11 protein-coding genes are annotated in these 11,703 nt (G+C 67.9%); 1 reads left to right on the forward strand and 10 read right to left on the reverse strand.

Annotated features, from left to right (window positions below; translation table 11 throughout):
• Positions 1 to 18: 18 nt before the first annotated feature.
• The 8 genes from ACZYY4_RS19205 to ACZYY4_RS19240 form a co-directional block, all read right to left on the reverse strand.
• Positions 19 to 579 carry a TetR/AcrR family transcriptional regulator gene (locus ACZYY4_RS19205; protein WP_463811594.1) on the reverse strand — a complete coding sequence of 187 codons (561 nt, stop codon included), beginning with the start codon at positions 577 to 579 and terminating at the stop codon, positions 19 to 21.
• A gap of 59 nt (positions 580 to 638) precedes the next feature.
• Positions 639 to 3,341: a fumarate reductase/succinate dehydrogenase flavoprotein subunit gene (locus ACZYY4_RS19210; protein WP_463811595.1), complete on the reverse strand. Its 2,703-nt coding sequence runs from the start codon at positions 3,339 to 3,341 to the stop codon at positions 639 to 641.
• Complete coding sequence (locus ACZYY4_RS19215) at positions 3,338 to 4,069, reverse strand: ABC transporter ATP-binding protein (protein WP_463811596.1); 732 nt, start codon at positions 4,067 to 4,069, stop codon at positions 3,338 to 3,340. The genes ACZYY4_RS19210 and ACZYY4_RS19215 overlap by 4 nt, the downstream gene beginning before the upstream one ends.
• On the reverse strand, positions 4,066 to 4,902 hold the full coding sequence (locus tag ACZYY4_RS19220; RefSeq protein WP_463811644.1) for an ABC transporter permease: 837 nt from the start codon (positions 4,900 to 4,902) through the stop codon (positions 4,066 to 4,068). Before ACZYY4_RS19220 ends, ACZYY4_RS19215 begins: the two co-directional genes overlap by 4 nt.
• 8 nt (positions 4,903 to 4,910) lie before the next feature.
• Positions 4,911 to 6,272: an ABC transporter substrate-binding protein gene (locus ACZYY4_RS19225; protein WP_463811597.1), complete on the reverse strand. Its 1,362-nt coding sequence runs from the start codon at positions 6,270 to 6,272 to the stop codon at positions 4,911 to 4,913.
• Positions 6,273 to 6,296: 24 nt separating this feature from the next.
• Positions 6,297 to 6,524: a 4Fe-4S dicluster domain-containing protein gene (locus ACZYY4_RS19230; RefSeq protein WP_463811598.1), complete on the reverse strand. Its 228-nt coding sequence runs from the start codon at positions 6,522 to 6,524 to the stop codon at positions 6,297 to 6,299.
• Positions 6,521 to 7,261 (reverse strand): GntR family transcriptional regulator, encoded by a 741-nt coding sequence (locus tag ACZYY4_RS19235; RefSeq protein ID WP_463811599.1) that lies wholly within the window; start codon positions 7,259 to 7,261, stop codon positions 6,521 to 6,523. Before ACZYY4_RS19235 ends, ACZYY4_RS19230 begins: the two co-directional genes overlap by 4 nt.
• A 152-nt stretch (positions 7,262 to 7,413) precedes the next feature.
• Entirely contained in the window at positions 7,414 to 10,170 is a 2,757-nt protein-coding gene (locus tag ACZYY4_RS19240; protein ID WP_463811600.1) for an aminotransferase class I/II-fold pyridoxal phosphate-dependent enzyme, read from the reverse strand.
• 140 nt (positions 10,171 to 10,310) lie between these two features.
• Between ACZYY4_RS19240 and ACZYY4_RS19245 the strand changes: the two genes are divergently transcribed.
• Positions 10,311 to 10,589 (forward strand): hypothetical protein, encoded by a 279-nt coding sequence (locus tag ACZYY4_RS19245; RefSeq protein ID WP_463811601.1) that lies wholly within the window; start codon positions 10,311 to 10,313, stop codon positions 10,587 to 10,589.
• Positions 10,590 to 10,596: 7 nt separating this feature from the next.
• On the opposite strand, the gene nusB is transcribed toward ACZYY4_RS19245, so the two are convergent.
• On the reverse strand, positions 10,597 to 11,136 hold the full coding sequence (gene nusB, locus ACZYY4_RS19250; protein ID WP_463811602.1) for a transcription antitermination factor NusB: 540 nt from the start codon (positions 11,134 to 11,136) through the stop codon (positions 10,597 to 10,599).
• 2 nt (positions 11,137 to 11,138) lie between these two features.
• Positions 11,139 to 11,702 carry an elongation factor P gene (gene efp / locus ACZYY4_RS19255; RefSeq protein ID WP_463811603.1) on the reverse strand — a complete coding sequence of 188 codons (564 nt, stop codon included), beginning with the start codon at positions 11,700 to 11,702 and terminating at the stop codon, positions 11,139 to 11,141.
• Between the last annotated feature and the right edge of the window lies 1 nt (position 11,703).

An 11,703-nucleotide genomic window follows, 5' to 3' on the forward strand; every position in this document is an offset into this window, starting at 1 on the left:
CCTTTTGGTATGGATTCTTCAGTGTCGCAGCATCAGGTCCAGGAACTGTTCGCGCCGTCCGACGGCGCGCGGACTGGGCCGGGAACCGGACAGATGCAGAAACCCGATGCCGGCGGCGAACGTCGCGTTGGCGCGCATGTCGGCCTCGTCGGGATCGAAGCCGTCATCGAGAAAGCCTTGGCGAACCGCCTTGAGCACCCGCCGATCCGAGCCGCGCACCGCTTCGGCGACGTTCTCCTCCGAGCGGGCCCATTCACGCATCGCGCGTTCGAGCATCCAGTGCCGAGGCCCGACCAGCGAGGTCATCATGCGCGAGAGTCGCTCGCGCGGCGGCAACGCGGACAGCGCCTCGAAATCGCCGCGGTCCTCGTCACGCACGGCGGCCCAGGTGTCGATCAGGGCCTGCCGGTAGGTCTTCATGTCGGCGAAGTGCCAGTAGAAGCTCCCTTTGGTGACCCGAAGCCGCTGGCAGAGCCGGTCGATGGTCAACGCCTTGAGCCCGTCCTCGGCCAGAATGCGAAACCCGGCCTGCACCCAGTCCTGCACGGACAGGCGGGGATTGGTGGAGGTTTCGGCCATGCCGAGTCAGGGTACCGACCCGGGCCGGGGTACATGCCGTTTCCGTGGTTGTCACCGACCTATGCGCCTGGGTGCCGGCCCGCCTCCTGCAGCGCTCGACGCGCGTAGGCGCGGACATCGGCATCGCTGTCCTTCACCGCGATACTCAACGCATCCCGGGCGGCGACGTCCGATGGAGCCCAGCGGGTCAAACCCAGCACGGCGGCTTTGCGGACATCGAGGTGTGGGTCATCGAGAGCCACGGTGAGACGGGGCACCGCCGCCGCGGCATGCGAGCCGCCCAGCGCGCGCGCCGCGCCGACCCGCACCTGCCACGCCGAGGATTCCAGCGCCGGTGTCACGGCGGCGATATCGTCGTCGCCACAACCGACTTCGCCCAGCGCGGACAGTGCTGCGGCGCGCACCAGCGGATCCGGGTCGCCGATCAGCAGCCGAACGGTCTCGGCTCCGGCCCGCAACGTCGCGCACGCGTCGGCGACCGCGATGCGCACCTCACGGTTGCCGTCGGCCGCGGCGGTGGCCACCGTGCGCGCATCGTCGACCGAGACCAGCGCACGCACCGCCTCGATGCGCACCCGATGGTCCGGATCGGCCAGCGTGGCGCGATAGTCCGCCGGGTCCCCGACGCGCCGGCTGGACAGCAGATACACCACGCAGGCGCGGACCACCGGATCCGGCGAGCCCAGCTGGGCACCGGCCGCCGCGGGGTCCGCCACCACCTCGACCAGTTCCCGCACACCGTCGGCGGCGCTCCGGCGCACCGCCGCGTCATCGTCGGCGAGCGCGTCGAACAACGCGGATTCGTAGCCGTCGGGGGTGTGCTCGGTCAGTGCGGCGACCGCGGTCCGCCGCACCCCGGGATCGGGGTCGCCGAGGAAATCGGCCAGCTCGGCCAGCGTCGGGTTCTCCAGGGCGACAACGGCCGCGATCCGCGGCGACGGCGGGTACGAGGCGGACTGCGATGTGACCCGCGTTTGTGCGGTCGCCGGCGCCTGGCCGCCCAACAACGGCGGCTGCGCAACCGGGTGCACCGACTGGTCGGCCGGCGGCAGCCCGTCGAGTTCGGGCACCGCGACGAAATACGGTGCGACGGGGCGTTTGAGGAACTCCATCTGCCCGTCGGTGCGCTTGCGAACGTTGAGGTGATACCCCCACTGCGCGTCGTCACGGCCGGGCAGATCGGCACGCTCGTGGTAGAGGCCCCAGCGTGACTCGGTGCGGGTCAGCGACGATCGGGCCGCCAGTTCGGCGCAGTCCCGGATGAACGACACCTCGACCGCCCGCATCAACTCATGCGGGGTGCGTGCCCCCATCTGCGCGATCTCGCCGCGCATCCGCTCGAATGTGTGTACCGCCAGCGACAGCTTGGCGGCGGACTTGGGCGGCGCCACATAGTCGTTGACGAACCGGCGCAGCTTGTATTCCACCTGCGGCTGCGGTGGGCCGTCGGGGTGGCGCAGCGGACGGTAGATCAGCTCATGCGCGTCGGCCAGCTGGTCAGCTGGAAGGCTCTGCGGAGCCGCCACACCGGCCAGCGTCGATGCCGCGTGTGCTCCGGCCAGGTCGCCGAACACGAAGGCGCCGATCATGTAGTTGTGCGGTACGCAGGCCAGGTCGCCTGCCGCGTACAGGCCGGCAACGGTGGTACGGGCGTGCTCGTCGACCCATACTCCCGAAGCGGAATGCCCGGAGCACAGACCGATCTCGGAGATGTGCATCTCCACGTCGTGGGTGCGGTAGTCGTGGCCGCGGTTGGCGTGGAAGGTGCCGCGGGTGGGCCGCTCGGTGGTGTGCAGGATGTTCTCCAGCGCCGCGAGTGTCTCGTCGGGCAGGTGCGACACCTTGAGGTAGATCGGGCCACGTGCGGAATCGATCTCGGATTTGACCTCGGCCATCATCTGCCCCGACCAGTAGTCGGAGTCGACGAACCGCTCCCCCAGCGCATTCACCTGATAGCCGCCGAACGGGTTGGCCACATAAGCGCAGGCCGGTCCGTTGTAGTCCTTGATCAGCGGGTTGACCTGGAAGCATTCGATGCCGGACAACTCGGCGCCGGCGTGATACGCCATCGAATAGCCGTCACCGGCGTTGGTCGGGTTCTCGTAGGTGCCGTACAGGTAGCCCGACGCGGGCAGCCCCAACCGCCCGCACGGCCCGGTCGCCAGGATCACCGCCTTGGCGCCCACCGCGACGAATTCGCCGGTGCGGGTGTGCAATGCGGCCGCCCCGACTGCACGGCCGGCGTGGGTGAGCACCCGCACCGGCATCAGCCGGTTCTCAATCCGGATCTTCTCGCGCATCGCGCGTTGCCGAAGCACCCGGTACAGCGCTTTCTTGACGTCTTTGCCTTCGGGCATCGGCAGCACATAGGACCCGGAGCGGTGCACCCGGCGCACCGCGTACTCGCCGTGCTCGTCCTTCTCGAACTTCACGCCGTATCGCTCCAGCCGCTGCACCATCGCGAAGCCGCGGGTGGCGGTCTGATACACGGTGCGCTGGTTGACGATTCCGTCGTTGGCGCGGGTGATCTCGGCCACGTAGTCTTCGGGTTCGGCCTTGCCGGGAATGACGGCGTTGTTGACGCCATCCATGCCCATCGCCAGTGCACCGGAGTGCCGCACGTGGGCCTTCTCCAGCAGCAGCACCCGGGCGCCCTGCTCGGCGGCGGTCAGTGCGGCCATGGTGCCGGCGGTGCCGCCGCCGATCACCAGCACGTCGCAGTCCAGCCGCAACTGTTGCCCGGCATCAGGTATCTGCATCATGAGTAGTCCAATGCGGCAAGGATTTCGGCGCGCAGCTCCGGTACGGCTCTGCCGCTGCGCGGTTCGGGGACGTCGATGAGCGCCCGCAGCGGCTGCCCGGTGCGGCCCAATACCGCCACCCGGTCCCCCAGTGCCAGCGCCTCGTCGACATCGTGGGTGACGAACACGATCGTGGTCGGATGCGTTTCCCAGGTGTCGATCAGCAGCGCCTGCATGGCCCCACGGGTCGAGCTGTCCAGGGCCCCGAACGGCTCGTCCATCATCACCGCGCGTGGCGCCCCGGCCAGCCCGCGGGCCAACTGGACCCGTTGCCGCATACCGCCCGACAGGCTTTTGGGTAGATAGCCGCCGAACCCGGTCAGACCCAACTCGGCGATCCACCGATCGGCCTGATCGCGCCGACCGGCGCGCGGCACACCGCGCAATCGCAGCGCCAGTTCGATGTTGGACCGTACCGAACGCCACGGCAGCAGCGCGTTGTCCTGGAAGACCACCGCGCGGTCACCGGAGGTGGTGGTCACCGCGGCGTCGTCGGCCAGGACGCTCCCGCGCTCGGGCGCCAGCAGTCCGGCCAGTGCGCGCAGCACCGTGGACTTGCCGCACCCGGACGGTCCGGTCAGTACCAGGATCTCGCCGGGTCGCACGGCCAGGCTCAGCTCGTCGATGACCGGGACGTCGGTGTAGGACAACCGGACGCGGTCCAGGGTGAGGCTCATGCCTGCCGTCATCGTGCGTTCTCCTCGCTACGGGGCAGCCAGCGGGTCAGTCGGTGCCCCGCCACCTCGACGGCCGCCGAGGTGGCGAACCCGAGCACTCCGATGGTGATGATGCCGACGAACACGTCCGGATAGGCCAGCACCGTGTAGGCCTGCCAGGTGCGGTATCCGATACCGAGCCGGCCCGAGATCATCTCCGCAGAGATCACGCAGATCCACGACACCCCCATCCCGACCGACAGGCCGCCGAACAGGCCCGGCAGGATTCCCGGAAACACCACCTGGGTCAGCACATCGCAACGTCCGCCGCCCAGCGTGCGGACCGAGTCCTCCCACAGGGTCGGTAGCGCGCGCACCGCGTGCCGGGTGCTGACCAGGATCGGGAAGTAGGCCGCCAGGAACGTGATGAACACGATGCCCTGCTCGCCGGCCGGAAACAGCAGGATCGCCACCGGGACGATGGCGATCGCCGGGATGGGCCGGATCAGTTCGGTGAGCGGCCCCACCATGTCGGCCGCCATCCGGGATCGGCCCAGCAGAATGCCGGTGGCCACCCCGGCAGCAGCGGCCAGCCCGAAACCGGTGAGAATCCGGATCAGCGACTGCGCCAGGTCGAGCCAGTATTGGTCGGTGCCCAGCCGGCGCACCAGGGTCGCGAAGACCTCATCGACGGTCGGCAAGGTGTCGAACCGCAGCCACCACCGCACGTCGGCAACGGTCAACAGCTGCCACAGCCCGACCGCGACGGCCACCGATGTCAGCCGCAACAGCCATGCCCGCCTCGCCAACCGCGGCCGGCGTGGCGCTGCCCCGACCGGGATGGAAGCCGCCGGGGCACCGGTCATCACCGCGGTCACGCCGCACCCGCCAGTGCCTGCTGGTAATCCAGCGCGGCGGCGCCCGGATGCGCGGCGATGTAGCGTTGCGCGCCTGCGGTGGTGTCGAACGGCAGGTATTGGGCACCGTCGCGGACCCACGCGGACTTGTCGGCGAACCAGCGGGTGCCCAGTTCGGCGTCGTGGACATAGGCCGCCCGGACGTGATCGCCGCGGTCAGTCGCAGCCCGGACGGCTTCGAGCAGGGCCACCGGATCGGCAACGGTCACGGTGGTGTCGGATCCGTCCAACCAGAGCTCGCCACCGGTCGTCGCCGGCTTGTCGATCGCGGCGACCGCCTTGTCGTAGTCGATTTTTCGTTCGGCGAACGCCGCCCGCAGCGGCCCGTCGACGACGAAGCCATCGACGTCGAAGTCGTCCAGGTCGGCGAAGTCGCCGATCGACTTCAGGTAGGGCACGTCGTTCTTCAACGCGTCGACCAGGGCCGGCTTGAGGGTCGTGTCGAACGACGTTCCGCCCGGCCCGTTGTAGAGGTAAACGACTTCCGGCGGCAGCCCACTGTCCGCTGCGGCGATCCGGGCCGCCTCCAACGGTTTGCGGTTCAGGAAATCGGTGGCGTCCAGCTGAGCCTGCAGGAATGCACCGAGCACTTCAGGGTGCTCGCGCGCGTACCCGCGGCGCACCACCACACCGTGCAGGGTCGGATAGTTGAGCTCGGCGCCGTCGTAGAGCAGTCTCGCCCGGTCTTGATAGACCAGTAGCCCGGGCCAGGCTACGAACTGTGACAGCCCTTGTACCTGACCGGATTCCAGCGATGAGGCGCCGATCTGCGGTTGCTGGTTGAGCACCTCGACTTGCGCGCCGGTGCCGGCAAGTGCGCGCAGCAGGGTGCCATGGCCTGCCGACCCCACGCTGGCCGACACCTTGGCACCGGTCAGATCGGTCAGCGTGTCCGCACGCGAATCAGGCGCCACCACCACCATGTTCAGTGCGCCGGCAGGGTGGTAGCCGGTCACCGAGACGATCTGGGTGCGGGCTTGCTCACTGGTCCGGGTCCTGAGCCCGTTGACCAGCATCGGATAGTCGCCCATCGATCCGATGTCGATCTTCTCGGCGAGCATCTGCGCGGTGATCGGCGCCCCGGTGTCATAGTCCTGCCAGTCGACGCGGTATCTGGTGCCGGTCCGGCTGGTGATGTCGGCGAGCCGGTGCTCCAGATAGCCGCGGGCGCGCAGCAGGGTGCCGGCGGTCGCGGTGTTGATGGTTTTGGACTGGTAGCCCACCACCACGTCGACGGAATCACCCGACGGCGCGGAGTCCAATGAGCAGCCCGCCGCGACGACGGCGGCGCAGATCAGCGCGATCACGGATCGTTTCATGAAACACCTTGGCGGTCAATGTATTCAGCGGATGAGGAAGGGCATGTTGACGGTGACCGCCCCGGTTGGGCACCGGGCGGCGCACGGTCCGCAGTACCAGCACTCATCGACGTGCATGAAGGCCTTGCCGTTGTCCGGGTTGATCGCCAGTGAATCCAGCGGGCAGATGTCGACACACAGGGTGCAGCCCTGGATGCACAGCGATTCGTCGATCGTCACGGGTACGTCGGAACGGCCGTTGACCAGCGTCATGGAATGCTCCTTGTCAGTTTGCCGCGCATGGTGACCCGGTCACCACGCATCCGGATGTATTCGAGGTCGACAGGTTTGCCGTCTTCGAAGTTGGTGAGGCGCTCGAGCATCAGCAGCGCCGCGCCGCGCGGAATCTGCAGGAGCGCGGCCGAGTGCGGATCTGCCGGAATCGCTTCCAGCGCCAGGCTGGCGGCGCCGAGGCGCTGCCCGCTGATCTGTTCGAGCAGGGGGAAGACATCGTTGGCCTCCAGCGGATGGGTCAGCACGGCGGCGCCGATGTCGGGTGCCAGATAGGTCTGATCCAGGCTCAGGGGCACGTCACCGAGGTACCGCAGCCGTTCGATGAACACCACCTTCGCGCCGGCGCCGAGCAGTAATCGCCGGGCGACCGAGGGCGGGGCGGACACCACCGTCGCGACCCGCACTTCGTTGCGGACCTCTTGAGCATCGAAGGTCTCCTGCAGGCCGAGCAGGGTGTCCAGGTCATGGTCGACTTTGAGCTGCGCCACGTGAGTGCCGGTCCTCGGCCCCCGGTGGATCAGCCCTTCGTCCTTCAGCGCAGCCAGTGCCTCACGAATAATGTTGCGGGAGACGGCGAATTCGTCTGCCAATTCCGATTCGCCGGGAAGTCCCACGTCATAGGCGCCTCCATGGATCTGGTGGCGCAGTACGTCGGCGACCTGCCGCGCCCGGTCCGCTCGGCGGATCGGGCTTGCTGCCACAGGGACTTCGGCCATGCAGACACGCTAAGGGCGCAGCGACGGCAATGGCAGCACAGCGAATCCTGCTGATCAGCCGAGCAATTCATTGCGCCACCCGGCAGCACCCGGCTGCCAGCGGAAACCGGCCGCCGCGCCCGCATTGCGCCGCGGCAGCGCAGGCGGGCCGGTTAACAATCGCGCTGAGGCAAATCGCCTGCCGCAGGTGCACGGGCGTAGCGGGCCAAAGCCTTCGGGGTGAACACCGCCAGCCCCAGCTCGGGGTTGTAGCCGTGGATCTCTTTGACGTCGAGTTCGGCCAGGAAGTACAGAATGTCCTTGGAGATCACCTGTCCGGGGACCAGCACCGGGAAGCCGGGCGGATACGGCACCACGAAGGTGGTCGACACCAGGGTCTTGCCGTCGGCGACCCGGCGGCCGGCGTCGCCGAGCAGCACATGCTCGCGATCGGACTCCTCGTAGCCGCCGTAGAACGCTGAGCGCATATCACCGAATGTGCTTGCGCCTTCGGGCCGAAACGCGGCATCGAACTCACTGAAATCGGGCAGCGGCGGCAGATCCTCGGTGATCTCGACGATCCTGCGCTGCTGCAGCGCACGATCGTCGGTGCTGGCCGCTTTCCAGGCCCGGTCCAGTTCGGTCGAGACCCGGCGCAGCGCGTCGAGCAGGTAGTGCACGCTGGACCAGGTGACGCCGATGGTGAAGATCAACAACACCGAGTTGATGGATGTCTTGTTGATCTGAATTCCGAAACGCTGCATCAGGATCTTCTCGCGGAAGTCGTAGCCGCTCATCCCGGTCTTGCCGACGAACAGGGTGACCCGGGTCGGGTCGAGGACGAACTCGTCGGAACGCCACGCCTCGTTCCACTCGGCCAGCGCACCCTGTCGGACCTGGCGGTAGGACCTGACCGTCGACGCCCGGAATCGGTCGGGCACCAGGTCGTCCTCGTCGAGTATGCGGAACCACTTACTGATCAGCCGGTCCTTGCGGATCCGGTGGCGAAACACCAGTGCCATGTCGTAGACCCGCCGGACCATCTGGAAGCCTTCGATGTCCACCTGCCGGCGGGCCAGGTCCAGCGACGCCAGCAGCTGCTGATTCGGCGACGTCGAGGTGTGGGTCAAAAACGCCTCGGTGAACGATTCGCGGGCCAGCGCGTTGAAGTCCTGATCGCGGACGTGGATCATCGACGCCTGCCGCAGCGCCGACAGTGACTTGTGGGTGGAGTGGGTCGCATAGACGCGCACCCGCGCCGAAGGCTCCGGCAGCAGCCGGTGCTCGCTCCACTGGTCCCGGTCGACGCCCGCCATGGTGGCGCGCCACTCTCGGTACTCCCGCGCGTAGCCGGGTGAGGAGAGCATGGTCTCGAGGCGTTCGGCGGCGACCATCGCGGTGCGCTGCCGGGCCCACGGCACCGCCGTCGCGAACGCGTACCACGCTTCGTCCCACAGGAAGCAGATGTCCGGCTTGATGGCCAGGATCTCCTCCATCACCCGCTGCGGGTTGTAGACGACGCCGTCGAACGTGCAGTTGGTCAGCAGCAGCATCCGGACCCGGTGAAGGTGCCCGGCGGCCTCCAGGTCGAGCAGCGCGCGCTTGACGGTGCGCAGCGACACCGCGCCGTAGATGGCGAACGGCGCCAGCGGGTAGGCGTCCAGATACATCGGATACGCACCGGCCAGCACCAGGCCGTAATGGTGCGACTTGTGACAGTTGCGGTCGATCAGCACGATGTCGCCCGGCCGGGTCAACGCCTGCACGACGATCTTGTTGGCCGTCGAGGTGCCGTTGGTGACGAAGTAGGTGTGGTCGGCGTTCCAGGTCAGCGCGGCCTTGTCCATGGCGACCCGGATGGTGCCGTGCGGGTCGAGCAGCGAATCCAGCCCGCCGGAAGTCGACGAGGTCTCGGCCATGAAGATGTTGCGGCCGTAGAACTCCCCCATGTCCTGCAGCGAACGCGAGTTGAAGATGCTGGCGCCGCGCGCCACCGGAAGCGCGTGGAACTGACCGACCGGCTCGGCGGCGTAGGCCCGCAGAGCATCGAAAAACGGTGTGGCGTAACGTTTCCGGATCCCGGCAAGCACGGTGCTGCTCAGGTCGGTGACGTCGTTGAGCCGGTAGAAGGTGCGGTCGTAGACGTCGGGCTCGTCTTCGGTGTCGGCGGCGATCGACTCGTCGGTCAGCAGATAGAGGTCGATGTGCGGCCGCAACAGGCGCATCCACTCGCCGCATTCGATGGCATCGTGGCCGCCGTCGACGATCCCGGCGTCGTCCTCGGCGCCCAGCAGCGTGGTCATCAGCGGCACTCGGTCGCGCGACCGCAACGGCAGGTCATGCCGCACGATCGCCGCCTGGATCTCCCCGTTGAGGGCGACCGCGGTGACGGCGTCCTCGACGCTGGACACCACCAGCAGTTCGATCTGCACCTCGTCGTCGGGTTTGCGCAGTGCGCGCAGATTCTCCGCCAGGCTCTCGGGGGCCTCCGGCGGCGAGTCGTCGGCCAGCAGCACGGTGTAGAACTGCTGCTGCCGAGCCTGAGACACCAACTCCTGGTCGGACAACGGCGCGCCGAGGTCGAACAGTGCCGCCCGGTCGCCGTAGTCCGACAGCAGCCGCACCACCAGCGACACCTGCTCGCGCAACGACACGGTTGCCATCGACTCGAGATAGCCGCGAAACGCTGTCAGGTTCGCGGCGCCGGGGAACAGCCAGTAGCGCTCGTAGGCGCCGAGCCGGTCCAGTAGGCGCTTCACCCGCGCAGCGTGGTGGGTGGTGTCCAGGCCGTTCCGGTTGACCTCGGCCAGTTGGCGGCAGGCGTCGTCGAGCAGGTTCCAGGTGTCGACCCGGGAGTACGACGGGTTCGCCACTGCCGCCAGCGCCGAAACTCGTAGCCTCCGGCGCCTCCCGTCGCTGTCCGAGCTCATAGGGCCAGTGTGGCCTGCGCCGCGGTAGGGCGGGGTGCTTTCGGTCACGTCCGGCTAGGGGCTCACAAGGGTAAAAGGCCCTACGATCCGGAAGCCGAATACCATGTCGCCGCGACACCGCCGTCGGTAGCCTCGGTCTGGTGGTGGATGAAATCGTCGATATCGACGTCTATACGACCGCTCTGGCCGGCACGCAGACGGCCGAGGAGGCCTGCGAACGACTGGGCGCCGCAGGCTGCGCCGCCGCGGTGCAGGGCGAGGCAGTAGTCATCGCCGACGGCGAGGTGACGGCCAGCCCGTTCGAGGGCGTCAACAAGATCGGCGACGCCTTCTACCTCTGGTGCCTGCACGATCGGGACGACCAACTCGTCCGGTGCGTTCCGCGCGGGCCGCAGGGCAGTTGCCCACCCCGGCACTGAGACGGCGTTACTCGTCAGGGCCGGGTTCGGACTCAGCTGCGGGCTCGGGCTCGGCGGCCTTGCTCGCCTCGCGGACCGCCTGTGATGCCGCCCGCAGCTGGGGCGTCACCAGCATCACCTGGCCCAGCACCCCGTTGACGAAGCCGGGTGACTCATCGGTGGACAGCTCCTTGGCCAACTTCACCGCCTCATCGACGGCGACCGGCTCGGGCACGTCCTCGGCGTGCAGCAGCTCCCAGATCGCCACCCGCAGGATCGCGCGGTCGACGGCCGGCAGTCGCTCCAGCCTCCAGCCTTGCAGGTGCGAGGTGATCAGGTCGTCGATATGAGCGCTGTGGGCGGCCACGCCGTGCGCCACCATGACCGTGTACGGATGCAGCGGTGCCACGTCGAGTTGCTCGCTGGCCAGTGCCGCCCGCATCTCGGCGCCCTGGGCGGGGGTCAGGCCACGGGCTTCGGACTCGAACAGCAGATCAACTGCGCGTTTGCGGGCCTGATGCCGGCCCTTGACAGACCTCGCAGGCCTCGGCGGCTTGCCATCCGGCATGGTCAGGAGTTGACCCGTCCCAGGTAGCTGCCGTCGCGGGTGTCGACCTTCAGCTTGTCTCCGGTGTTGATGAACAGCGGCACGTTGATCTGGGCGCCGGTCTCCATGGTGGCCGGCTTGGTGCCCGCGCTGGAGCGGTCGCCCTGCAGGCCGGGCTCGGTGTGGGTGACCGCCAGTTCGACGCTCACCGGCAGCTCCAGGTACAGCGGCACCCCATTGTGGAAGGCGATCTGAACCAGCATGCTCTCCAGCAGGTAGTTCGCCGAGTCGCTGACCAGCGATTCGGGCAGCGGGTGCTGCTCGTAGTCTTCGCTGTCCATGAACACGAAGTCGTTGCCGTCGCGGTACAGGTAGGTGGCATCACGGCGGTCGACGGTGGCGGTCTCCACCTTCACGCCGGCGTTGTAGGTCTTGTCCACGACCTTGCCCGACACCACGTTCTTGAGTTTGGTACGCACGAAGGCCGGGCCCTTGCCCGGCTTGACGTGCTGAAACTCGGTGATCTGCCAGAGCTGGCCGTCGATCACCAGCACCAGCCCGTTCTTGAAGTCAGCAGTTGAAGCCACG

This window comes from Mycobacterium sp. IDUB_21 (assembly GCF_055419425.1).

Coding starts and splice junctions, on each gene's coding strand:
- ACZYY4_RS19205 (WP_463811594.1), bottom strand. CDS start 579: ATGGCCGAAACCTCCACCAATCCCCGCCTGTCCGTGCAGGACTGGGTG.
- ACZYY4_RS19210 (WP_463811595.1), bottom strand. CDS start 3,341: ATGATGCAGATACCTGATGCCGGGCAACAGTTGCGGCTGGACTGCGAC.
- ACZYY4_RS19215 (WP_463811596.1), bottom strand. CDS start 4,069: ATGACGGCAGGCATGAGCCTCACCCTGGACCGCGTCCGGTTGTCCTAC.
- ACZYY4_RS19220 (WP_463811644.1), bottom strand. CDS start 4,902: ATGACCGGTGCCCCGGCGGCTTCCATCCCGGTCGGGGCAGCGCCACGC.
- ACZYY4_RS19225 (WP_463811597.1), bottom strand. CDS start 6,272: ATGAAACGATCCGTGATCGCGCTGATCTGCGCCGCCGTCGTCGCGGCG.
- ACZYY4_RS19230 (WP_463811598.1), bottom strand. CDS start 6,524: ATGACGCTGGTCAACGGCCGTTCCGACGTACCCGTGACGATCGACGAA.
- ACZYY4_RS19235 (WP_463811599.1), bottom strand. CDS start 7,261: ATGGCCGAAGTCCCTGTGGCAGCAAGCCCGATCCGCCGAGCGGACCGG.
- ACZYY4_RS19240 (WP_463811600.1), bottom strand. CDS start 10,170: ATGAGCTCGGACAGCGACGGGAGGCGCCGGAGGCTACGAGTTTCGGCG.
- nusB (WP_463811602.1), bottom strand. CDS start 11,136: ATGCCGGATGGCAAGCCGCCGAGGCCTGCGAGGTCTGTCAAGGGCCGG.